This is a genomic window from Citrobacter freundii complex sp. CFNIH2 (assembly GCF_002880615.1).
Classification (GTDB): Bacteria; Pseudomonadota; Gammaproteobacteria; order Enterobacterales; family Enterobacteriaceae; genus Citrobacter_A; species Citrobacter_A amalonaticus_F.
Window position 1 is genome coordinate 5,178,992 of sequence record NZ_CP025757.1, and the last position, 22,256, is coordinate 5,201,247.

Consider the following 22,256-nt stretch of genomic DNA (forward strand, 5'->3'; position numbering starts at 1 on the left):
CGCTCACTCCTGATCTATTTCTATTCGTCGAATCTGTAATCCGTCATCGGCCACGATCTGCAACGTGTCGCTATTGCATTGCGGACAGCGGCGTACGCGTTGGGTCAGTAAGGTGACGTATTGCTGACAGGATTCACACCAGCATTCGGCTTCTTGTTCCTCGAGGTGCAGTTTACAACCTTCCGCAACGGTGCCACGGCATACCAGATCAAAACAAAAGGAGAGAGCGCTGGTTTCTACGCAAGAAAATGCGCCAATTTTGAGCCAGACCCCAGTTATCCGTTTTGCGCCGTGCGCGACGGCCTGTTGTTCGATCAATTCCAGTGCCCGCTGGCAAAGGGTAATTTCGTGCATATCGCCTCCCGATGTTATGGGCAGTGATAAGCAATAACTATGCCAGCCTGAAAGTTGGGGGCGTTTGTCGATGACGATGATGACGAAATGACATGTCATTTGGACGTCGACAGCCGTCATTTATTTTTAAATTCATGCAAAAACAAATGGTTAAAAACTGGCATGGAAAATGCTTATGGCAGGCTATCTCTGTTAAACGGATAACCTGACATGACTATTTGGGAAATAAGCGAAAAAGCCGAATACATCGCGCAGCGGCATCGTCGCCTACAGGACCAGTGGCATATTTACTGCAACTCGCTGGTTCAGGGGATCACCCTGTCGAAAGCGCGTCTGCACCATGCGATGAGCTGCGCGCCGGATAAAGATCTCTGTTTCGTACTGTTCGAACACTTTCGTATCACCGTCACGATGGCGGATGGCTTCAACAGCCACACCATCGAGTATTACGTCGAAACAAAAGATGGCGAAGATAAGCAACTGATTGCACAGGCGCAGTTGAGCATTGACGGCAAAGTGGATGAGCGGGTCAGCAACCGTGAGCGTGAGCAGGTGCTGGAACACTATCTCGATAAAATCGCCAGCGTTTATGACCGACTGTATGCCGCTGTCGAAAGCGGGTCGCCGATCAATCTGAGCCAACTGGTGGCGAGACAAACCCCGGCGGCCTGACCACCGCGTTTTGCGTCGTGACATCGTCTCATGGGTTGTCACGACGATTTAAGGGACAGACGTGTCGAATAGTGTCGAAAATGACATTTCATCGGCATGTTTTCGTCAAAAATGACTATCACCTGAGGAATGCCTGGTGAATCGTTTTGTAATTGCTGACTCCACGCTCTGTATCGGCTGCCACACCTGTGAGGCCGCCTGTTCAGAGACGCATCGCCAGCACGGCCTGCAGTCTATGCCGCGCCTGAAAGTGATGCTGAATGAAAAAGAATCTGCGCCGCAGCTTTGCCACCATTGTGAAGATGCCCCCTGCGCCACCGTGTGTCCGGTTAACGCCATTAACCGGGTGGATGGCGCCGTACAGCTTAATGAAAGCCTGTGCGTAAGCTGCAAACTGTGCGGCATTGCCTGTCCGTTTGGCGCGATCGAATTTTCCGGCAGCCGTCCGCTGCATATCCCGGCCAACGCCAATACGTCGAAAGCGCCGCCTGCGCCACCGGCACCGGCTCGCGTCAGCACGCTGCTGGACTGGGTTCCGGGCGTGCGTGCCATCGCGGTGAAGTGCGATCTGTGCAGCTTCGATGAGCAAGGCCCGGCCTGCGTACGGATGTGTCCGACGAAAGCCCTGCATCTGGTGAACAACATGGATATCGCCCGCGCCAGTAAACGGAAACGTGAGCTGACTTTCAATACCGACTTCGGCGATCTCTCCTTGTTTCAGCAGGCTCAGAGTGGGGAGGCAAAATGAGCGCAATTTCACTGATCACCAGCGGCGTGGCCTGGTTTGCCGCCGCCGCCGTCCTGGCATTTCTGTTCTCTTTTCATAAAGCGCTGAGCGGCTGGGTCGCTGGCGTGGGCGGTGCGGTGGGCAGCTTGTGTACCGCCGCGGCGGGTTTCTCCGTGCTCATCAACGCTGTCGCGGTGCGCGGCGTGATGCCGTTTATCGGTCACAGCGTGCAAATCACCCCGCTGAATGCCATCTGGCTGATTACGCTGGGGCTGTGTGGACTGTTCGTCAGTCTGTACAACATCGACTGGCATCGCCATCCGCAGGTGAAAGCTAACGGTCTGCTGGTGAATCTGCTGATGGCCGCGGCGGTGTGCGCGGTTGTCGCCAGCAATCTCGGCACGCTGGTGGTGATGGCGGAAATCATGGCGCTGTGTGCGGTGTTCCTGACCGGATGCAGCAAAGAAGTCAAGCTGTGGTTCGCGCTGGGGCGCCTCGGTACGCTGCTGCTGGCGATTGCCTGCTATCTGGTGTGGCAGCGCTACGGCACGCTGGAGTTACGCCTGCTCGATCTGCGCACACAGGAACTGCCGCTGGGTTCTGACATCTGGCTACTCGGCGTGGCGGGCTTTGGTCTGCTGGCCGGAATTATTCCGCTGCACGGATGGGTGCCGCAGGCACACGCGAACGCCAGCGCCCCGGCGGCGGCGCTGTTCTCCACCGTGGTGATGAAGGTCGGTCTGCTGGGCATTCTCTCGTTATCACTAATTGGCGGTAATGCGCCGCTGTGGTGGGGCGTGCTGCTTCTGGTACTCGGCATGATCACCGCGTTTGTCGGCGGTCTGTATGCGCTGATGGAGCACAATATTCAGCGCCTGTTGGCATATCACACGCTGGAAAACATCGGCATTATCCTGCTCGGTCTCGGCGCAGGTGTGACCGGGATTGCTCTCAATCAACCGGCGCTGATTGCCCTTGGCCTGACCGGTGGTCTCTATCACCTGGTGAACCACAGCCTGTTCAAAAGCGTACTGTTTCTCGGTGCGGGCAGCATCTGGTTTCGTACCGGACATCGCGATATCGAAAAGCTGGGCGGCATCGGCAAACGCATGCCGGTTATTTCCATTGCGATGCTGGTGGGGTTGATGGCGATGGCTGCACTGCCGCCGCTGAACGGTTTTGCTGGCGAGTGGGTGATCTACCAGTCCTTCTTCAAACTGGGCAACAGCGGCGCGTTTATTGGTCGTCTGTTGGGGCCACTACTGGCGGTCGGACTGGCGATTACCGGTGCGCTGGCAGTGATGTGTATGGCGAAAGTGTATGGCGTCACCTTCCTCGGAGCACCGCGCACGAAAGAGGCGGAAAACGCCTGCTGTGCGCCTCTCCTGATGGGCGTCAGCGTCGTGGCGCTGGCGATTTGCTGTGTACTCGGCGGGGTTGCCGCGCCGTGGCTGTTGCCGTTGCTGGCAACAGCCGTACCGCTGCCACTGGAAACCGCCAATACCACCGTATCGCAACCGATGATCACGCTGCTGCTGATCGCCTGTCCGCTGCTGCCGTTCATCATCATGGCGATGTTCAAAGGCAACCGCCTGCCGTCGCGTTCGCGCGGGACGGCATGGGTCTGCGGTTACGATCACGAGCAGTCGATGGTCATTACCGCGCATGGTTTCGCGATGCCAGTGAAAGAAGCCTTTGCACCGGTTCTCAAACTGCGTAAGTGGCTCAACCCGGTAGCGTGGGTTCCGGGCTGGCAGAGCGCGGCGGTACCGGTGCTGTTCCGCCGCCTGGCGCTGATCGAACTGGCCGTGCTGGTGGTGATTGTGGTTTCACGAGGAGCCTGAGAATGAGTGTTTTATATCCGTTAATTCAGGCGCTGGTGTTATTTGCCGCTGCGCCGCTGCTATCCGGCGTGACCCGCGTGGCGCGTGCCCGTCTGCATAATCGTCGCGGTCCTGGCGTATTGCAGGAGTATCGCGACCTGATCAAACTGCTGGGCCGCCAGAGCGTCGCGCCAGCGGATGCCGGCTGGGTCTTTCGTCTGACGCCGTTTGTGATGGTGGGCGTTATGCTGACCATCGCCACCGCGCTGCCGGTGGTGACTGTGGGTTCACCGTTGCCGCAACTGGGCGATTTGATCACGTTGATTTATCTGTTCGCCATTGCCCGTTTCTTCTTTTCCATTGCCGGTCTGGATACCGGTAGCCCGTTCACGGCGATCGGCGCCAGCCGCGAAGCGATGCTCGGCGTGCTGGTGGAGCCGATCCTGCTGCTGGGACTGTGGGTCGCCGCGCAGGTCGCGGGTTCCACCCATATCAGCAATATCACCGATACGATCTATCACTGGCCAGCAGCCCGCAGCATTCCGCTGATTTTGGCACTGTGTGCCTGTGCGTTCGCCACCTTTATCGAAATGGGCAAACTGCCGTTCGATCTGGCGGAAGCGGAGCAGGAGCTACAGGAAGGACCGCTGACCGAATACAGCGGCAGCGGTTTTGCGGTGCTGAAGTGGGGCATTAGCCTGAAACAGCTGGTTGTTCTGCAAATGTTTGTCGGCGTGTTCCTGCCGTGGGGACAGATGGAAACGTTCAGCGCAGGTGGACTGCTGCTGGCGCTGGTGATTGCCATCGTCAAGCTGCTTGTCGGCGTACTGGTGATTGCCCTGTTTGAAAACAGCATGGCGCGTCTGCGTTTTTGCGCCACTTCACGCGTGACCTGGGCCGGTTTTGGGTTTGCGTTTTTAGCGTTCGTCTCCTTGCTGGTGGCGTGATTTAAGAGAGTTTGAGCATGTCTGAAGAAAAATTAGGTCAACAATACCTTGCCGCACTGCACCAGGCGTTTCCTGGCGTGGTGCTGGACGAAGCCTGGCAGACCCGGGATCAGCTGACCATCACCGTGAAGGTCAACTATCTGCCGGAAGTGGTCGAATTCCTTTACTACAAGCAGGGCGGGTGGCTCTCCGTACTGTTCGGCAATGATGAACGCCAGCTGTGCGGTCACTACGCGGTGTACTACGTGCTGTCGATGGAGCAGGGCACCAAATGCTGGATTACCGTCCGTGTTGAAGTTGATGCCAATAAGCTGGAATTCCCGTCCGTCACCCCGCGCGTACCGGCTGCCGTCTGGGGCGAGCGTGAAGTGCGCGACATGTACGGTCTGATCCCGGTCGGTCTGCCGGACGAACGCCGTCTGGTGCTGCCGGATGACTGGCCGGACGAACTCTATCCGTTGCGTAAAGACAGCATGGATTATCGTCAGCGCCCGGCGCCGACCACCGATGCGGAAACCTACGAGTTTATCAACGAACTGGGTGACAAAAAAAATAACGTGGTGCCGATTGGCCCGCTGCACGTCACTTCGGATGAACCGGGACACTTCCGCCTGTTTGTTGATGGCGAAAATATTATCGACGCCGATTACCGCCTGTTCTATGTCCATCGCGGCATGGAAAAACTGGCGGAAACCCGGATGGGCTACAACGAAGTCACCTTCCTGTCGGATCGCGTTTGCGGGATCTGCGGCTTTGCCCACAGCACCGCGTATACCACCTCCGTGGAAAACGCGATGGGTATCGTGGTGCCGGAACGCGCGCAGATGATTCGCGCCATTCTGCTGGAGGTGGAGCGTCTGCACTCCCATCTGCTGAACCTCGGTCTGGCCTGTCACTTCACCGGTTTTGACTCCGGCTTTATGCAGTTCTTCCGCGTCCGCGAAACCTCCATGAAGATGGCGGAGATCCTGACCGGGGCGCGTAAGACCTACGGTCTGAACCTGATCGGCGGGATTCGTCGCGATCTGCTGAAAGAGGACATGATCCAGACCCGCCAACTGGCGCAACAGATGCGTCGCGACGTGCAGGAACTGGTGGATATGCTGCTCAGTACGCCGAAGATGGAACAGCGCACCGTGGGAATCGGTCGTCTGGATCCAGAGATTGCGCGTGATTTCAGTAACGTTGGGCCGATGGTTCGCGCCAGCGGTCACGCCCGTGACACTCGCGCCGATCACCCGTTTGTCGGTTACGGTCTGCTGCCGATGACGGTTCACAGCGAACAGGGCTGTGACGTGATCTCGCGTCTGAAAGTGCGTATCAACGAAGTGTACACCGCGCTGAATATGATCGACTTCGGTCTGGACAACCTGCCCGGCGGTCCGCTGATGGTGGAAGGCTTCACCTACATTCCGCATCGCTTTGCGCTGGGCTTCTCCGAAGCGCCGCGCGGTGACGATATTCACTGGAGCATGACCGGCGACAACCAGAAGCTGTACCGCTGGCGCTGCCGTGCGGCGACGTATGCCAACTGGCCAACCCTGCGTTACATGCTGCGCGGCAACACCGTTTCTGATGCACCGCTGATTATCGGTAGCCTTGACCCTTGCTATTCCTGTACTGACCGCATGACCGTGGTGGATGTGCGTAAGAAGAAGAGCAAAGTCGTGCCGTACAAAGAACTTGAGCGCTACAGCATTGAGCGTAAAAACTCGCCGCTGAAATAAGGAATCGCCATGTTTACCTTTATCAAAAAAGTCATCAAAACCGGCGCGCCGACTTCGTCTTATCCGCTGGAGCCGATTGCGGTTGATAAAAACTTCCGCGGTAAGCCGGAGCACAATCCGCAGCAGTGCATTGGCTGTGCGGCCTGCGTGAATGCCTGCCCGTCTAATGCGTTGACGGTGGAAACCGATCTGGCCAGCGGCGAACTGGCCTGGCAGTTCAACCTCGGACGCTGCATTTTCTGCGCCCGCTGTGAAGAAGTGTGCCCGACGGCGGCGATCAAGCTTTCGCAGGAGTATGAACTGGCGGTGTGGAAGAAAGAGGATTTCCTCCAGCAGTCTCGTTTTGCGCTGTGCAACTGCCGCGTCTGCCATCGTCCTTTCGCTGTCCAGAAAGAGATTGATTACGCCATTGCGCTGCTTAAGCACAACGGCGACAGCCGCGCGGAGCATCACCGCGAAAGCTTTGAGACCTGCCCGGACTGCAAACGTCAGAAATGCCTGGTGCCGTCCGACCGAATTGAACTGACTCGCCATATGAAAGAGGCCAGCTGATGAGCCATTTATTAGGTCCGCGTGACGCGAACGGTATTCCGGTACCGATGACGGTGGATGAGTCCATCGCCAGCATGAAGGCGTCATTACTGAAAAACATCAAGCGTTCAGCCTATGTTTACCGCGTGGACTGCGGCGGCTGTAACGGCTGTGAAATTGAAATTTTCGCGACCTTATCACCGTTGTTCGACGCTGAACGCTTCGGTATCAAAGTCGTACCGTCACCGCGTCATGCGGACATTCTGCTATTCACCGGCGCGGTTACCCGTGCAATGCGCTCCCCAGCGCTGCGTGCCTGGCAGTCTGCGCCCGATCCGAAAATCTGTATCTCTTACGGTGCCTGCGGCAACAGCGGCGGTATCTTCCATGACCTGTACTGCGTCTGGGGCGGCACCGACAAAATTGTGCCGGTGGATGTGTATATTCCGGGATGCCCGCCGACGCCTGCGGCAACGCTGTACGGTTTTGCGATGGCGTTGGGCCTGCTGGAGCAGAAAATTCACGCTCGTGCGCCAGGCGAACTGGACGATCAGCCAGCGGAAATTCTGCATCCGGACATGGTTCAGCCGCTGCGCGTGAAGGTCGATCGCGAGGCGCGTCGACTGGCCGGTTATCGCTATGGACGTCAGATTGCGGATGATTACCTGCGCCAGCTCGGTCAGGGTGAACATCAGGTGGCGCGCTGGCTGGAAGCGGAAAGCGATCCGCGCCTGACTGAGATCGTCACGCACTTGAATCAGGTTGTTGAAGAGGCGCGTATCCGATGAGTGAAACGGTGGTGTTCAGTCAACTGAGCCGTAAGTTTATTGATGAGAACGATGCGACGCCCGCAGAGGCGCAGCAGGTTGTCTATTACAGCCTGGCGATTGGTCACCATCTTGGGATCATCGACTGCCTGGAAGCCGCGCTGACCTGTCCGTGGGAGGCGTATCTGGCGTGGATTGCCACGCTGGAAGAGGGCAGCGAGGCCCGTCGGAAGATGGAAGGGGTGCCGAAGTACGGCGAGATCGTCATCGATTTTAATCATGTGCAAATGCTGGCTCACGCGTTCGATCGTGCGCTCGCGGTGCAGACCCCGGAGCAGCAGGCATGGAGTAAACAGATGCTCAGCATGCTGCATGATATTCATCAGGAGAGCGCTATTTACCTGATGGTAAGGAGACACCGTGACTGACGTTTTATTGTGTGTTGGCAACAGCATGATGGGTGATGACGGCGCGGGTCCGCTGCTGGCAGAAAAATGCGCGGCGCAGGCGAAAGGCAACTGGGTGGTCATCGACGGAGGCAGTGCGCCGGAAAATGACATCGTGGCCATTCGCGAACTGCGCCCGGATCGTCTGCTGATCGTGGATGCCACCGACATGGGGTTGAATCCCGGCGAGATCCGCATTATCGATCCTGACGATATCGCCGAGATGTTCATGATGACGACCCACAATATGCCGCTGAATTATCTGGTTGATCAGCTTAAAGAAGACGTCGGCGAGGTGATCTTCCTCGGGATTCAGCCAGATATCGTCGGATTCTATTATCCCATGACTCAGCCAGTTAAGGATGCCGTCGACACCGTTTACCAGCATCTCGACGGCTGGGAGGGTCACGGCGGCTTCGCGGAATTAGACGCGTCGTGATATTCATGCCGGATGACCGTCTGACCTCATCCGGCCTGTTCTTCTCTCACCTGTTCGATCACTAATTTCCCCTGCATTACCGCCACATTGACAATGGTGCCGGTCGGGAAACCCGCCTGTTCCAGCCAGTCGCCATTAATGGTTAACGACGCATGCCGGCTATAGCGGCGCGTATTGCCGGTTTTCGGATCTTCATGGCGCTTTCTGACATAGCTCACCTTTAAACGACGAAACGGCCTGATGATAGCGACTTCCGGACTGCCAGCCTCAATAGTCATAAACGATTCCTTGTTATCCACGAGTAGATGAAAATACCTGTATAAAATGCCAGTAAAAAAGGGAAGGGGCAAACCGGAAACTGGAAGGGAGATAGCGGAAACGGAATGCAAATGATGTAACGAGGGAAGGGAGGGCCGGACAGCGCGAGCGCCATCCGACATCCTGTTTACGCCAGATCCTGGCCGTTGCTGGCGATTACTTTTTTGTACCACCAGAACGATTTTTTACGGGTTCGCGCAAGCGTACCGTTGCCAGCATCATCGCGGTCGACATAGACGAACCCATACCGTTTGCTCATCTCACCCGTCGACGCGGCCACCAGATCAATACAGCCCCAGGTGGTGTAACCCATCAGCGGCACGCCGTCCTCAATGGCGTCAGCCATCGCCCGGATGTGTTCGCGCAAATAGCGAATACGGTAATCGTCATTAATGTGGCCATCGGCATCGATTTCATCTTTTGCCCCGAGACCGTTTTCCACCAGGAACAGCGGTTTCTGGTAGCGGTCGTACATCATATTCATCGTGATGCGCAGTCCAAGCGGGTCGATTCCCCAGCCCCAGTCGCTGACCTGGATGTGCGGGTTGCGCATTGACTTCACCACGTTCGCGGCGCTGCTGTTCTTTGTGTTCATCTCCGCCGACGCGCAGCGCGACGTGTAATAGCTGAAGGAGACAAAATCGACAGTGTTTTTCAGGATTGCATCATCTTCCGGGGCTTTTTCAATCACCACGCCTTTCTCGCGAAACACACGGGCAGAGTAGGCCGGATACGCGCCGCGCGCCTGTACGTCAATGAAGAACAGGTTTTCCCGATCTTTTTCCAGCGCTGTCCAGACATCTTCCGGTTTGCAGGAGTACGGATAAAAATTACCACCCGCCAGCATGCAGCCCACCTGGTTCTGCGGGTTTACCTCATGGGCGATTTTCGTCGCCAGCGCGCTGGCAATCAGCTCATGGTGCGCGGCCTGATATTTCACCTGATCCTGATTTTCCCCCTCTTCAAACACCAGCCCCGCGCCGGAGAACGGGCTGTGCAGCATGATGTTGATTTCATTGAAGGTCAGCCAGTATTTCACCAGGCCGTCAAAGGCTTCAAAACAGGTACGCGCATAGCGGGTGAAAAACTCCACCATCTTACGATTACGCCAGGAGCCGTATTCGGTAACCAGATGCATGGGCACGTCGAAGTGGCACAGTGTCACCAGCGGTTCAATACCGTACTTTTTGCACTCGGCAAACACCGCGCGATAGAACGCAATGCCTTCCTCGTTAGGCGTCAGTTCGTCGCCGTTGGGATAAATACGGCTCCAGGCAATCGAGGTGCGAAAGACGGTGAAGCCCATTTCCGCCATCAGGGCGATGTCGTCCTTATAGCGATGGTAAAAATCGATCGCCTGATGGCTGGGATAAAATTCGTCATTCCGCAGTTGGAAACGTTTCTCCTGTCCCAGTTTGACCGGCATACGATGCGCGCCGTGCGGGATCATATCGACAGTGGTCAGCCCTTTGCCGCCCTCCCGGTATGCGCCTTCAGCCTGGTTGGCGGCCAGTGCGCCGCCCCATAAAAATCCTTGCGGAAATACAGCCATAATAAACCTCAGTGAATAACAGTCAGACGCTGGCGCCTTTTACCGTAGACGGTTGTGCAGCCTGGTTTTTTCGTGCCTGTGCGGCAGCATCCTCGACGGGAATATCCTCAAAGCCCAGCAGCAGCGTCAGAACAAACGACAACACCACCGCCAGCGCCATGACGCCGAACACCCAGACAATGGTCATGGGATTGGCCGGGTCGAAGAACTGAACGCTGGTAAACAGGCCCGGCGCCGCCATTGAGTGGCTGGCGAGTCCGGCCATTCCGGCGACGGCACCACAGATGAAGCCGCTGATCAGGCTGGCGATCAGCGGACGTTTCAGGCGTACCGCCACACCGTAGAGCGCGGGTTCCGAAATCCCCGCCATGATGGCCGAGGCCGCCGCTGCCAGCGCAGTCTGGCGCAGTTCCGGGTTTTTCGTTTTCCAGGCTACCGCCAGCGAGGAGCCGCCGAGCGACAGGTTGGCACCAATTTCGGACGGCATGACCATCCCTTCTTTGCCCGTTTCGGCAATGGTCTGAATGATGGTTGGCGTAAAGACGCGGTGCATCCCGGTCATCACCAGCAGCGGCCACAGCGCGCCCATAATGGCGACAGAGAGCCAGCCGAGATAACCGTGAATGGTATAGACCAGCGCGGAAATCGCGCTACCGATCCAGATGCCAATCGGCCCAATCAGGACGATGGCCAGCGGTGCGGCGATCAACACGATCAGCATCGGTTTCAGGAAGTTTTTGGTGACCGCGGGCGTAATGCGATCCACCCAGCGTTCGATGTACGACAGACACCAGGTCATGACCAGCGCCGGAATAACCGTATAGGTGTATTTCACCGCGGTGACCGGAATCAGCGCGAATTCAACGTGTTCGCCCTGTGCCGCTTTCGCCATCAGGTCGATAAAGCTTGGATGCACCAGCACCCCGGCAATGGCAATCGCCAGCGACATGTTGGTTTTGAATTTAATCGCCGCCGAGGCCGCCACCATTAACGGCAGGAAGAAGAAGGCGCCATCGCCGATCACGGTCAGGATCGTTAACGTGGAGGAGCCTTTTTCCAGTACGCCGGTCATTTCAAGGATCATTGCCAACAGTTTGAGCATCGATCCGCCGATAATCGCCGGGATCAGCGGCGACATGGTGCCGATCAGCGCATCGAGGATACCCGCGCCAATACGTCTGAGCGTCAGCCCGGGTTTGCCAACGGGCTCGGCGGGTTGCATATCGCCCGGCAGCAAGTTGACGACTTCACGATACGCCTGGGAGACGGTATTGCCGATGATCACCTGGCACTGGTTGTCGTTGCGAACGACGCCGAGTACGCCGCTGAGGGTTTTGAGTGTGGCACTGTCGACCCGCGTGTCATCTTTCACAACGAAACGCAGACGCGTCATGCAGTGTGTCACTGCGGTGATGTTGTCGACGCCGCCCAGAGCCGTCACCACGGAGCGCGCCAGCGCTGCATAATTCTTGGACATAGGATTTTTATCCTGTTTTATCAGTAGGGTACGTTTTATTTTTGCCGCACATTCGCCTGAGCGATCGTCGGTGATGAAACGCCAATGAGAAACCGGTTCCACAAAATCATGAATAGTTTATGTTAGTCAGGCAATGTTTAATTTTATCTATTTTCGTGAAATGTGATTTAAATCACTTATGGTTTTCTGGTGTGATTTAGCATCAGGGACAACCACGCGGCGGTGAAGTACACTGCATCTCATTGCGAGAAAAGGAAGAAAACTTATGACGACGATGCTGGAGGTAGCGCAGCGGGCCGGGGTATCGAAGGCGACGGTCTCCAGGGTGCTTTCAGGGAATGGCTACGTCAGCCAGGAAACGAAGGATCGCGTATTTCAGGCGATTGAAGAGAGTGGTTATCGGCCTAACCTGCTGGCGCGTAGCCTTGCGGCGAAAACCAGTCAGACGCTGGGGCTGGTGGTGACTAACACCCTCTACCACGGCGTCTATTTTAGCGAATTGCTGTTTCATACCGCGCGGATGGCGGAAGATCAGGGCCGTCAGCTTCTGCTTGCCGATGGTAAGCACAGCGCGCAAGAGGAGCGCCAGGCGATTCAGTATCTGCTGGATTTGCGTTGCGACGCGATCATGATTTATCCGCGTTTTCTCAGCGTGGATGAGATCGATAAAATAATCGACAGCCACTCGCAGCCGATTATGGTGCTTAACCGCCGGTTACGGAAAAACAGCAGCCACTGCGTCTGGTGCGATCAAAAGCAGACCAGTTTTAACGCCGTGGCGGAACTGATTGCCGCAGGCCATCAGCAGATTGCCTTTATCACCGGTTCGATGGACTCCCCCACCGGGGTTGAACGCCTGTCGGGGTACAAAGAGGCGCTGACCCGACACGGCATTGCCGTCAATGACGACCTGATCGTCAAAGGCAAATGGACGCCAGCCTGCGGTGCCGCAGGGGTGGATGCGCTGCTTTCTCGCGACGTGACGTTCAGCGCGCTGGTGGCCAGCAATGACGACATGGCGATTGGAGCCATCAAGCAATTGCATGACAAAGGGTTAGCCGTGCCATCGCAGGTGTCGGTGATTGGTTTTGACGATATCGCAATGGCGCCCTACACCATACCGGCGCTCTCCAGCGTCAAAATTCCGGTGACGGAGATGATTCAGGAAACCATTGGTCGACTCATTTTCATGCTGGACGGCGGGGCGTTTACGCCACCGAAAAGCTTCACCGGCACGTTGATTCGCCGTGATTCCGTTACATCGATCGCGGCGCAGTAAAAATTGTCACCCGTCATCGTCATTCGTGACGATGACACCATAACGGTCACCCTCTTTTTTTTAAATATCGTTAAATTACAGCAAGATAAAAACTGGCATGATTTGTGAATGCTTCGGCACATTATCTGTCATTGCTGGAGAATTTGATGAACCGTTTCATCATTGCAGACGCCAATAAGTGCATTGGTTGCCGTACCTGTGAAGTGGCCTGCGTGGTCTCCCATCAGGAAAACCAGGACTGCGCGTCACTGACCCCTGAAACCTTTTTACCTCGCATCCATGTGATTAAAGGTGTGAATGTCTCGACGGCGACGCTGTGCCGCCAGTGTGAGGACGCGCCGTGTGCGAACGTCTGCCCGAACGGTGCCATCAGCCGTGATAAAGGTTTTGTTCATGTCATGCAGGAACGTTGCATTGGCTGCAAAACCTGCGTGGTGGCCTGCCCGTATGGCGCAATGGAAGTCGTGGTGCGTCCGGTTGTGCGTAACAGCGGTGCAGGCCTGAACGTACGGGCGGAAAAGGCGGAAGCTAATAAGTGCGATCTCTGTTATCACCGCGATGCCGGTCCGGCCTGTATGGAAGCCTGTCCGACGCATGCCCTGATTTGCGTTGACCGTAATAAGCTCGAACAACTCAGCGCAGAAAAGCGTCGTCGCGCGGCGCTGGATTCTTCCGCTTCTTTGCTTTTCTGATTCCTGCCGCAAAAATCACTCAGGAAACGCGCTGGCATCAAGGGAATTCCCGGAAATTTTCGTAAAATACGTTTCCGGGAATGATGATGGCGAGAATGACTCAATGGCAACAAATACCCCTTCCGGCGTACAGCTCCGTATTCGCGGCAAAGTTCAGGGCGTCGGCTTTCGTCCCTTCGTCTGGCAACTGGCGCAGCAGCTTCAGTTGCATGGCGACGTCTGTAATGACGGCGATGGCGTGGTGGTTCGATTGCTGGAAGATCCCGCGCTGTTTATCCGTGAACTGCATGCCCACTGTCCGCCATTGGCGCGTATCGACAGCGTGGAGAGTGAGCCTTTTCGCTGGGCGCAACTGCCCACTGAATTCAGCATTCGCCAGAGTGCGGGCGGCACGATGAACACCCAGATTGTGCCCGATGCCGCGACGTGCCCGGAATGTCTTGCCGAAATGAATACGCCCGGAGAGCGGCGTTATCGCTATCCCTTTATCAACTGCACCCATTGCGGCCCGCGTTTTACCATTATCCGGGCGATGCCCTACGATCGTCCGTTTACCGTGATGGCGTCATTTCCGCTCTGCCCGCAATGCGACAACGAGTATCGCGATCCTTATGACCGACGTTTTCACGCCCAGCCGGTGGCTTGTCCGGCGTGTGGTCCGCATCTGAGCTGGTTGAGCGGCGGACACCTGGCGGAAAAAGAGGCGGCATTGCAGGCTGCGGTGGAAATGCTGAAGGTCGGGGGCATTGTCGCTGTTAAGGGTATCGGCGGGTTTCATCTGGCCTGCGATGCGCGAAACAGCGATGCCGTGGCGCGGCTTCGTGCGCGTAAGCGCCGTCCGGCAAAACCACTGGCGGTAATGCTACCTGATGCGTCGGGTCTGCCGGAGGCGGCAACCCGACTGCTGAAAACGCCTGCGGCCCCGATTGTGCTGGTGGATAAGCAACATGTCTCCTCGCTGTGTGACGGTATTGCCCCAGGATTGACGGAAGTCGGCGTGATGTTGCCCGCCAATCCGCTCCAGCACCTGTTGCTCCAGGCACTGAAGTGCCCGCTGGTGATGACCTCCGGTAATCTCAGCGGTAAACCGCCGGCCATCAGCAACGAACAGGCGCTTGAGGATTTACAGGACATTGCCGAGGGTTTCCTGCTGCACAATCGTGACATCGTGCAGCGCATGGACGATTCCGTGGTGCGTGAAAGCGGTGAAATGCTGCGTCGCTCGCGGGGATATGTCCCGGATGCGCTGGCGTTACCGCCGGGGTTTCACCATATACCGCCGATACTCTGTCTGGGGGCGGATCTGAAAAACACCTTCTGCCTGGTGCGCGGTGAGCAGGCGGTGATCAGCCAGCATCTTGGCGATCTCAGCGACGACGGGATCCAACATCAGTGGCGTGACGCGCTGCGGTTAATCCAGACTATCTATGACTTCACGCCACAACGCCTTGTTCGCGATGCCCATCCGGGGTATGTCTCCAGCCTGTGGGCCAGCGAGATGAACCTGCCGACGGAGATCGTGTTGCATCATCATGCTCATGCCGCCGCCTGTCTGGCCGAGCACGGCTGGCCGCTGGATGGTGGCGATGTTATCGCCCTGACGCTGGACGGCATCGGAATGGGCGAAGCGGGCGCGTTATGGGGCGGAGAGTGTCTGCGGGTGAACTACCGTGAGTGTGAACATCTTGGTGGACTGTCCGCTGTGGCGCTCGTCGGTGGCGATCTCGCCGCGAAGCAACCCTGGCGCAACCTGTTAGCGCAGTGTCTGCGCTTTGTGCCGGACTGGCAGCACTATCCGGAAACGCAATACCTACAGCGACAGAACTGGAACGTGCTGGCACGAGCGATTGAGCGCGGGATTAACGCACCGCTGGCCTCGTCCTGTGGGCGTCTGTTCGATGCGGTTGCCGCCGCGTTGAACTGTGCGCCAGAATCGCTCAGCTATGAAGGCGAAGCGGCCTGCGCGTTGGAGGCATTGGCGTCGCAATGCGCGGGTGTTAAACATCCAGTGACGCTACCGCTGGCGGGGCATCAACTGGATCTGGCGACCTTCTGGTCGCAGTGGCTGAACTGGCAGGCAACGCCCGCTGAACGCGCATGGGCTTTCCACGATGCGCTGGCGCATGGGTTTGCCACGATGCTGCGCAAACAGGCCACGGCGCGTGGCATCGACACGCTGGTGTTCAGCGGTGGAGTGATGCACAACCGGTTACTGTCGGCGCGACTGGCTTACTATCTGGCGGATTTCACGCTGTTGTTCCCGCAGCAGTTACCGGCCGGCGACGGCGGACTGTCGCTGGGACAGGGGGTGATTGCCGCGGCGCGTGGGATGGCGGAAGCATAAAAAAGCCCCGGGACTGGCGGGGCGAAACGACAAGCAATATCGCACATCCGTGTGCATGAGGTTAATCAATCAGTGGCGATATCGCCGGATGGCGACGCAGAGCGTCTTATCCGGCCTACAGAGGCAGCGTTTTCAGCAGGGCGAAAGCCTCCTTCATTCTGTCTTCACTCACCACGAAGGCGCAGATCTGTCCTTCACCGTTCATCCCTTTGGCTACCATCCCGTCAGATTCTGCCGCAATGTGCCAGTTCAGATCGCGACGCTGGGTTTCGCCAGCCAGGTGCAGCGGCAGTTCCGGCGTTTTTATTTTGACTAACATGGCGGGCAACTTTAGCGGCGCGTTGCCGCCGAGCAGATTTTTCGCCAGGTACATCGCGCTGAGCTGAATCGGCTGCAGGAACGGCAGTACCTGGCCGTTGATCTCCGCGCAGTCGCCAAGAGCATAAATATCCGGGTTGCTGGTTTGCAGGTAACTGTCGACGCAAACGCCGCGATTAATGGTTACACCGGCGCGACGCGCCAGCGCGGTTTCCGGGCGCAGGCCGGTGGCGGCAATCACCGCATCGACGTCGATGCTGCGCTCGCGATCGAACGTTGCACGAATACCGGATGCGGTTTTCTCCAGCCCCTGCAACTGTGATTTCAGCAACAGGTGCACGCCCATATCGGTAAGACGATGCTGTAAGCGACTGCTCACTTCTGGCGGCATCAGCGAAGCGAGAAGGCTGGCGGCGTTATCAATCAGCGTGACCGCTTTACCGGCGCGGCAGAAATCCATCGCCAGTTCGGTTCCAATCAACCCGCCGCCGACGATCAGCACCCGTTGGGCGTCGCGCAGTTGTGTCTCACAGGCGCGGTATTCCTGCTGGCTGTTCAATGTGAGCATTAACTCACGTCCTGCTATCGGAGGAACAAAGGCCGCCGCACCCGTGGCCAGCACCAGTTTGTCGTACTGCCACTGCTTGTCCTGGCTTTTCACCACGTGGGCATCGGCATCAATGTCGGTGACCCAGGTGTGTGGAAAGAGACGCAGAGCATATTGTTCAGCAAACTCTCCCGCCGACTGACGGGTGAGGTCATCGGCGTGCTGCGCCTGGCTTATCACATGACTGAGATCGGGCTTGTTGTACTCATCCATGCTGTCAGCTGCAATCAGGGTTAACGGGACATCCGCGTCCTGCTTGCGAATGTTTTTGACTAACTGGCGGGCGGCGAAGCCCGAACCAATGATGACAATTCCCCGGTTCATTTTGCCTCCGTTGCCAGCACGTCGAAGACGTCTTTGCCTAAGGAACATTCCGGACACAGGAAGTTGTCCGGCACATCGCTCCACGGCGTACCTGGGGCGACGTCCTGCAACGGTTCACCTTTTGCCGGATCGTAAATCCACTGGCATACGCTGCACTGCATGCTCGGGCCGAGGTCGGCTGCCGCTGCGGCGGCGCAGGCGCATGCTTCTTCTTTGGTTGTCGCTTTCACTGTCGCTTCCGGCAACGGCGCGAGCGCCCACTGACGCGCGATTTCGCGACCATGCTGGCGGCACAGTTCCAGCGCATCCAGGTCCGGGCGCCATTTGGCCTTCAGGCTCAACGACATTTCAAAACCGGCATCCTGTAAACGGGTGGATAAGCGGTCGACCGCTCCGCCGCTCCAGCCGTGGGAGCCAAAAGCGCTGGCGCGTTTGTTACGAAAACGCAGCCCGGTCATCTCTTCCACCAGACCGGCGATTTTCGGCATCATCACGTTGTTCATTGTGGAGGTGCCGACCAGCACGCCTTTAGAGCGGAAAACGTTGGTCAGGATTTCGTTTTTATCACTGCGGGCGACGTTAAAAATTTTCACCGCTACGTTCGGATCGACTTCGTTAATTCCCTGAGCAATCGCATCCGCCATCATGCGGGTGTTATTGGACATGGTGTCGTAGAAAATAGTGATGCGATCTTCCTGATAGTCCGCTGCCCATTTCAGATACAGCTCAACAATCTGGGTCGGATTATCGCGCCAGACCACGCCGTGTGAGGTGGCAATCATATCGACCGGCAGATTGAAGCCGAGGATTTCGGTAATTTTTGGCGTCACCAGACGGCTGAACGGCGTCAGGATGTTGGCGTAGTAGCGCTGGCACTGTTCGAACAGTTCGGTTTGATCCACTTCATCGTTAAACAGGCGTTCGTCGCAGTAGTGCTGACCAAAAGCGTCATTACTGAACAGGACGGCATCGCCGGTCATGTAGGTCATCATGCTGTCCGGCCAGTGCAGCATCGGGGTTTCCACGAAGATCAACTGCTTACCGTTACCAATATCCAGCGTGTCGCCGGTTTTCACGACGTTAAAATTCCACTCCGGATGGTGGTGGTGACCGGTAATCGAGTCAATCGCATTGGCGGTGCAGTAGATAGGGGTGTCCGGGATCTGCGCCATCAGCTCGGTCAGCGCCCCGGCGTGATCTTCTTCCGCATGGTTGATAATGATGTAATCGATGTCTGCGAGGTCAATTTCATTACGCAGGTTTTGCACGAATTCACGGCTGAATTTATGATCGACGGTATCGATCAGGACATTTTTTTCTTCACGGATGAGATAGCTGTTGTAGCTGCTGCCGCGCAGCGTTTTGTATTCGGTTCCGTGGAAATCACGCACTTCCCAGTCACGTTGGCCAACCCAATGGATATTATTTTTAACCAGAATAGACATAGCAACCTCAATTCATTCAGCGTTGTTCAAATAAGTTGTTTCGCTTATTGCAGGTCGCGTGCCAACTTTTTATCTATTTGATTTATATTGATTTAAAATTTTATACCCATTAAATGGTAGTCAAAAAGACTACTCATAACACAGTCAATATGACAGTATGGATTGTCAAAATGACAGTGAGGACCGCATGAGTTTTTCTGTTGATGTGCTGGCGGGTATCGCCATTGAATTACAGCGCGGGGTGGGTCATCAGGATCGTTTTCAACGTCTGATTACCACGCTGCGCCAGGTGCTGGAATGCGACGCTTCTGCGCTGCTGCGCTATGAGGCGCGCCAGTTTATCCCGCTGGCGATTGACGGTCTCGCACGCGATGTGCTCGGCAGGCGTTTTACCCTGGAAGGGCATCCCCGACTGGAGGCCATCGCCCGCGCCGGGGACGTGGTGCGCTTTCCGGCAGACAGCGATCTGCCCGATCCGTATGACGGGTTGATCCCAGGGCAGGAGAGTCTGAAAGTGCACGCCTGTATTGGGTTGCCGCTTTTTGCCGGGCAGAACCTGATCGGTGCGCTGACCCTCGACGGCATGGCGCCGGATCAGTTTGATGTTTTCAGCGATGAGGAGTTACGGCTCATCGCCGCGCTGGCGGCTGGTGCATTGAGCAATGCGCTGCTGATTGAACAGCTGGAAAGTCAGAATATGCTGCCGGGGTCGAGTACCGATTTCGAACAGGTAAAAGAGACGCAGATGATTGGTCTCTCGCCGAACATGATGCAGCTGAAAAAAGAGATCGAGATTGTGGCAGGCTCCGATCTCAACGTATTAATCAGCGGCGAAACCGGTACCGGGAAAGAACTGGTAGCGAAGGCGATTCACGAAGGTTCACCTCGCGCGGTCAACCCACTGGTCTATCTGAACTGCGCCGCGCTGCCGGAAAGCGTGGCGGAGAGCGAGCTGTTTGGTCATGTGAAAGGGGCGTTTACCGGAGCCATCAGCAACCGTAGCGGCAAGTTTGAAATGGCCGATAACGGCACGCTGTTTCTCGACGAAATTGGTGAACTGTCGCTGGCGCTGCAGGCCAAACTGCTGCGTGTATTGCAGTACGGCGATATTCAGCGCGTTGGCGATGACCGCAGCCTGCGCGTGGATGTGCGCGTGCTGGCCGCAACCAATCGCGATCTACGCGAAGAGGTGCTGGCGGGGCGTTTTCGTGCCGATTTGTTCCATCGCCTGAGCGTGTTCCCGCTTTCCGTCCCTCCGTTACGTGAGCGCGGTGAGGATGTGGTGCTACTGGCAGGCTATTTTTGCGAGCAGTGTCGACTGCGACTGGGGCTTTCCCGCGTGGTGCTCAGTCCAGGGGCACGTAGCCATCTACTGAATTACGGCTGGCCGGGTAACGTGCGTGAATTGGAACATGCGATTCATCGGGCGGTGGTGCTGGCGCGCGCGACCCGATCCGGAGACGAAGTGGTACTGGAAACGAAGCATTTCGCGTTGCAGGAGGAGGCCATGACGCCGCAGCCGGAGGTGACAGCGGATTTACCGCGCAATCACAATCTGCGCGATGCGACGGAGGCGTTCCAGCGAGAGATTATTCGCCAGGCGCTGGCGCAACATAATCACAACTGGGCGGCCAGCGCGCGGGCGCTTGAAACGGACGTCGCCAACCTGCACCGGCTGGCGAAGCGTCTGGGGCTGAAAGATTAGAGGATCCCGGCCTGATAGAAATCCTGCAGGTTGATGGCGCCGGTGAGCTTACCGGTTTCATCCACCACCGGCGCGGCGGTGATTTTGCGCTTCATCAGGATCTCTTTGGCGTCAATCGCCCGGCTTTCTGCCTGCAGGGTGATGCCGTTGTGGGTCATCGCTTCACAGACCGGCGTGGTGAGCGCGCCGCCGCCAACCAGCCAGCGACGCAGGTCGCCATCGGTAAAGACGCCTTTCACCTGCATCTGGGCGTTGCAAACGGCGACCAGACCCAGACCGGTACGGCTTAATTCCAGCATCGCGTCCATTACGCTGGTGGCAAGTTGAACCTGCGGGACAGCGTCGTCACGGCGCATCAGGTGATGCACTTTATTGAGCAAACGCGCGCCCAACGCACCGGCCGGATGCGAGCGGGCAAAATCCTCTTCATTGAAGCCGCGAGCCTGCATGACCGCCATGGCCAGCGCGTCGCCCATCATCAGGGTATTGACGGTACTGGAGGTTGGCGCCAGGTGCATCGGGCAGGCTTCGCGCTCAACGGAGATATCCAGAACGGCTTTCGCCGCCAGGCCCAGCGGTGAATTGGGTTTGCCGGTCATTGCCAGCAGGGCGATGGATTTATCTTCCAGACGCGGGATAATGAGATCCAGCTCTTTTGCGCCGCCGGAATAGGAGATAAACAACATCACGTCGCGGCTTTCGATCATCCCCAGATCGCCATGCAGCGCTTCGGCAGGGTGAATAAAAAAGGCCGGGGTGCCGGTACTGGCGAGCGTCGCGGCGATTTTCTTACCAATATGGCCCGATTTGCCGATACCCGAGACAATCACTTTGCCTTCACAGTAGATAATGGTATTGGCGGCGCGGATAAAATCATCGCCCAGACGTTCCGGCAGACGGCTTGCTTCCTGTAATTCCAGCATTAACGTCTGACGGCCCGCGTTCAGTAGTGCATCACTCATTGGTTTCTCCGGTTATGATAACGGTAATCCCTTTCTCTTCCAGCGCCTGACGAAATGCGGGATCAATACCCGCGTCGGTAATCAGTTTGTCGACGCTTTCCAGACTGCACACAACATTCGGACTCTTGCGGCCAAACTTTGATGAGTCCGCCATCAGAATGACTTCGCGAGCGGCGTTGCACATCGCTTTGCTGACGGTGTAAACCTCATTAAAGGTGGTCACGCCGGCACTGAGATCAATACCGTCGGTACCCATGAAAAGTTTATCAAAACTGAACTGCTCAAAGGCGTTTTCCGCGAGTTGTCCGTGAAATGAGGCCGATTTTTTACGGAAGGTTCCGCCTGGCATCAGGATGGTTTGTTCGTTGTCTAACTCGGACAGCGCGTTGACAATGTGCAGGCTGTTGGTCATGACGGTGATATTGCTAAAGCGGGTAAGCATCGGCACCATTTGTAGCACGGTACTCCCGGCGTCCAGAATGATGGAATCGCCATCATGGATAAAGCGGACGGCCGCTTCAGCAATACGTTCCTTCTTGAGCGTATTGATCAGCGTTTTGTGATCGATAGGCGGATCGGACTCCTCTTTGTTTAACATCACGCCGCCATAGGTACGAATGACGGTTTCGGCATTTTCCAGAACGACAAGGTCTTTGCGAATGGTTGTGCCCGTGGTGTCAAAGTACTGGGCCAGTTCTTCTACTGAGCATTTCCCCTGCTTTTGCAGATGCTCAAGAATAGCGGCCTGACGCTGACGAGGTTTCATTGGCGTAATTACCCTGAATTAAATTTGCGAAATG

Annotated in this window: 21 protein-coding genes; 13 read left to right on the top strand and 8 right to left on the bottom strand. The window is 56.7% G+C overall.

Annotation, left to right across the window (positions count from 1 at the left end; all coding sequences use genetic code 11):
• Positions 1–3: 3 nt before the first annotated feature.
• Positions 4–354, bottom strand: coding sequence for a hydrogenase maturation nickel metallochaperone HypA (hypA, locus tag WM46_RS25380; protein WP_042322631.1), 351 nt, complete (start codon positions 352–354; stop codon positions 4–6).
• 210 nt (positions 355–564) lie between these two features.
• On the opposite strand from hypA, the gene hycA reads away from it, so the two are divergent.
• The 9 genes from hycA (at position 565) to hycI (ending at position 8,433) form a co-directional block, all read left to right on the top strand.
• Positions 565–1,026: a formate hydrogenlyase regulator HycA gene (hycA, locus tag WM46_RS25385; protein ID WP_061075090.1), complete on the top strand. Its 462-nt coding sequence runs from the start codon at positions 565–567 to the stop codon at positions 1,024–1,026.
• A gap of 136 nt (positions 1,027–1,162) precedes the next feature.
• Complete coding sequence (gene hycB / locus WM46_RS25390) at positions 1,163–1,774, top strand: formate hydrogenlyase subunit HycB (protein ID WP_061075089.1); 612 nt, start codon at positions 1,163–1,165, stop codon at positions 1,772–1,774.
• The gene (gene hycC, locus WM46_RS25395; RefSeq protein ID WP_102603702.1) at positions 1,771–3,597 is read left to right on the top strand and encodes a formate hydrogenlyase subunit 3; all 1,827 of its coding nucleotides are present in this window, start codon (positions 1,771–1,773) and stop codon (positions 3,595–3,597) included. The genes hycB and hycC overlap by 4 nt, the downstream gene beginning before the upstream one ends.
• 2 nt (positions 3,598–3,599) lie before the next feature.
• Positions 3,600–4,523, top strand: a complete 924-nt coding sequence (locus tag WM46_RS25400; protein WP_042322638.1) for a respiratory chain complex I subunit 1 family protein — start codon at positions 3,600–3,602, stop codon at positions 4,521–4,523.
• Between the two features lie 17 nt (positions 4,524–4,540).
• Complete coding sequence (hycE, locus tag WM46_RS25405) at positions 4,541–6,250, top strand: formate hydrogenlyase subunit HycE (RefSeq protein ID WP_102603703.1); 1,710 nt, start codon at positions 4,541–4,543, stop codon at positions 6,248–6,250.
• A gap of 9 nt (positions 6,251–6,259) precedes the next feature.
• Positions 6,260–6,802, top strand: coding sequence for a formate hydrogenlyase subunit HycF (gene hycF / locus WM46_RS25410; RefSeq protein WP_044255059.1), 543 nt, complete (start codon positions 6,260–6,262; stop codon positions 6,800–6,802).
• A complete protein-coding gene (gene hycG, locus WM46_RS25415; protein WP_042999592.1) occupies positions 6,802–7,569 on the top strand; it encodes a formate hydrogenlyase subunit HycG in 768 nt (255 codons plus the stop codon). The genes hycF and hycG overlap by 1 nt, the downstream gene beginning before the upstream one ends.
• Entirely contained in the window at positions 7,566–7,976 is a 411-nt protein-coding gene (locus tag WM46_RS25420) for a formate hydrogenlyase maturation HycH family protein (protein ID WP_046486398.1), read from the top strand. The genes hycG and WM46_RS25420 overlap by 4 nt, the downstream gene beginning before the upstream one ends.
• A complete protein-coding gene (gene hycI / locus WM46_RS25425; RefSeq protein ID WP_102603704.1) occupies positions 7,969–8,433 on the top strand; it encodes a hydrogenase maturation peptidase HycI in 465 nt (154 codons plus the stop codon). The genes WM46_RS25420 and hycI overlap by 8 nt, the downstream gene beginning before the upstream one ends.
• Before the next feature lie 26 nt (positions 8,434–8,459).
• Here the strand turns inward: hycI and WM46_RS25430 are convergent, their stop codons facing one another.
• The 3 genes from WM46_RS25430 to ascF form a co-directional block, all read right to left on the bottom strand.
• A complete protein-coding gene (locus tag WM46_RS25430) occupies positions 8,460–8,711 on the bottom strand; it encodes a SymE family type I addiction module toxin (RefSeq protein WP_061075083.1) in 252 nt (83 codons plus the stop codon).
• A gap of 167 nt (positions 8,712–8,878) precedes the next feature.
• Complete coding sequence (locus WM46_RS25435; RefSeq protein WP_102603705.1) at positions 8,879–10,303, bottom strand: 6-phospho-beta-glucosidase; 1,425 nt, start codon at positions 10,301–10,303, stop codon at positions 8,879–8,881.
• A gap of 22 nt (positions 10,304–10,325) precedes the next feature.
• Entirely contained in the window at positions 10,326–11,780 is a 1,455-nt protein-coding gene (gene ascF, locus WM46_RS25440) for a PTS cellobiose/arbutin/salicin transporter subunit IIBC (RefSeq protein ID WP_102603706.1), read from the bottom strand.
• Positions 11,781–12,045: 265 nt separating this feature from the next.
• Here ascF and WM46_RS25445 point away from each other — a divergent pair, with 265 nt between their 5' ends.
• The 3 genes from WM46_RS25445 to hypF all read left to right on the top strand — a co-directional run bounded on the left by WM46_RS25445 (position 12,046) and on the right by hypF (position 16,095).
• Positions 12,046–13,059 carry a LacI family DNA-binding transcriptional regulator gene (locus WM46_RS25445; protein ID WP_102603707.1) on the top strand — a complete coding sequence of 338 codons (1,014 nt, stop codon included), beginning with the start codon at positions 12,046–12,048 and terminating at the stop codon, positions 13,057–13,059.
• Between the two features lie 146 nt (positions 13,060–13,205).
• Positions 13,206–13,751 carry an electron transport protein HydN gene (gene hydN, locus WM46_RS25450; RefSeq protein ID WP_042999599.1) on the top strand — a complete coding sequence of 182 codons (546 nt, stop codon included), beginning with the start codon at positions 13,206–13,208 and terminating at the stop codon, positions 13,749–13,751.
• A gap of 103 nt (positions 13,752–13,854) precedes the next feature.
• On the top strand, positions 13,855–16,095 hold the full coding sequence (gene hypF / locus WM46_RS25455) for a carbamoyltransferase HypF (protein ID WP_102603708.1): 2,241 nt from the start codon (positions 13,855–13,857) through the stop codon (positions 16,093–16,095).
• A gap of 115 nt (positions 16,096–16,210) precedes the next feature.
• Here the strand turns inward: hypF and norW are convergent, their stop codons facing one another.
• Together norW and norV are read right to left on the bottom strand one after the other, a co-directional pair.
• The gene (norW, locus tag WM46_RS25460) at positions 16,211–17,344 is read right to left on the bottom strand and encodes an NADH:flavorubredoxin reductase NorW (RefSeq protein WP_102603709.1); all 1,134 of its coding nucleotides are present in this window, start codon (positions 17,342–17,344) and stop codon (positions 16,211–16,213) included.
• A complete protein-coding gene (norV, locus tag WM46_RS25465) occupies positions 17,341–18,789 on the bottom strand; it encodes an anaerobic nitric oxide reductase flavorubredoxin (RefSeq protein WP_102603710.1) in 1,449 nt (482 codons plus the stop codon). Before norV ends, norW begins: the two co-directional genes overlap by 4 nt.
• A gap of 187 nt (positions 18,790–18,976) precedes the next feature.
• On the opposite strand from norV, the gene norR reads away from it, so the two are divergent.
• Positions 18,977–20,494, top strand: coding sequence for a nitric oxide reductase transcriptional regulator NorR (gene norR, locus WM46_RS25470; RefSeq protein ID WP_102603711.1), 1,518 nt, complete (start codon positions 18,977–18,979; stop codon positions 20,492–20,494).
• Here the strand turns inward: norR and gutQ are convergent.
• Together gutQ and WM46_RS25480 are read right to left on the bottom strand one after the other, a co-directional pair.
• Complete coding sequence (gene gutQ / locus WM46_RS25475; protein ID WP_102603712.1) at positions 20,491–21,456, bottom strand: arabinose-5-phosphate isomerase GutQ; 966 nt, start codon at positions 21,454–21,456, stop codon at positions 20,491–20,493. The two genes, norR and gutQ, sit on opposite strands and share 4 nt — an antisense overlap.
• Positions 21,449–22,222: a DNA-binding transcriptional repressor gene (locus WM46_RS25480; RefSeq protein ID WP_061075074.1), complete on the bottom strand. Its 774-nt coding sequence runs from the start codon at positions 22,220–22,222 to the stop codon at positions 21,449–21,451. The genes gutQ and WM46_RS25480 overlap by 8 nt, the downstream gene beginning before the upstream one ends.
• Positions 22,223–22,256: the final 34 nt, after the last annotated feature.

Coding starts and splice junctions, on each gene's coding strand:
- hypA (WP_042322631.1), bottom strand. CDS start 354: ATGCACGAAATTACCCTTTGCCAGCGGGCACTGGAATTGATCGAACAA.
- hycA (WP_061075090.1), top strand. CDS start 565: ATGACTATTTGGGAAATAAGCGAAAAAGCCGAATACATCGCGCAGCGG.
- hycC (WP_102603702.1), top strand. CDS start 1,771: ATGAGCGCAATTTCACTGATCACCAGCGGCGTGGCCTGGTTTGCCGCC.
- WM46_RS25400 (WP_042322638.1), top strand. CDS start 3,600: ATGAGTGTTTTATATCCGTTAATTCAGGCGCTGGTGTTATTTGCCGCT.
- hycE (WP_102603703.1), top strand. CDS start 4,541: ATGTCTGAAGAAAAATTAGGTCAACAATACCTTGCCGCACTGCACCAG.
- hycF (WP_044255059.1), top strand. CDS start 6,260: ATGTTTACCTTTATCAAAAAAGTCATCAAAACCGGCGCGCCGACTTCG.
- hycG (WP_042999592.1), top strand. CDS start 6,802: ATGAGCCATTTATTAGGTCCGCGTGACGCGAACGGTATTCCGGTACCG.
- WM46_RS25420 (WP_046486398.1), top strand. CDS start 7,566: ATGAGTGAAACGGTGGTGTTCAGTCAACTGAGCCGTAAGTTTATTGAT.
- WM46_RS25430 (WP_061075083.1), bottom strand. CDS start 8,711: ATGACTATTGAGGCTGGCAGTCCGGAAGTCGCTATCATCAGGCCGTTT.
- WM46_RS25435 (WP_102603705.1), bottom strand. CDS start 10,303: ATGGCTGTATTTCCGCAAGGATTTTTATGGGGCGGCGCACTGGCCGCC.
- ascF (WP_102603706.1), bottom strand. CDS start 11,780: ATGTCCAAGAATTATGCAGCGCTGGCGCGCTCCGTGGTGACGGCTCTG.
- WM46_RS25445 (WP_102603707.1), top strand. CDS start 12,046: ATGACGACGATGCTGGAGGTAGCGCAGCGGGCCGGGGTATCGAAGGCG.
- hydN (WP_042999599.1), top strand. CDS start 13,206: ATGAACCGTTTCATCATTGCAGACGCCAATAAGTGCATTGGTTGCCGT.
- hypF (WP_102603708.1), top strand. CDS start 13,855: ATGGCAACAAATACCCCTTCCGGCGTACAGCTCCGTATTCGCGGCAAA.
- norW (WP_102603709.1), bottom strand. CDS start 17,344: ATGAACCGGGGAATTGTCATCATTGGTTCGGGCTTCGCCGCCCGCCAG.
- norV (WP_102603710.1), bottom strand. CDS start 18,789: ATGTCTATTCTGGTTAAAAATAATATCCATTGGGTTGGCCAACGTGAC.
- norR (WP_102603711.1), top strand. CDS start 18,977: ATGAGTTTTTCTGTTGATGTGCTGGCGGGTATCGCCATTGAATTACAG.
- gutQ (WP_102603712.1), bottom strand. CDS start 21,456: ATGAGTGATGCACTACTGAACGCGGGCCGTCAGACGTTAATGCTGGAA.
- WM46_RS25480 (WP_061075074.1), bottom strand. CDS start 22,222: ATGAAACCTCGTCAGCGTCAGGCCGCTATTCTTGAGCATCTGCAAAAG.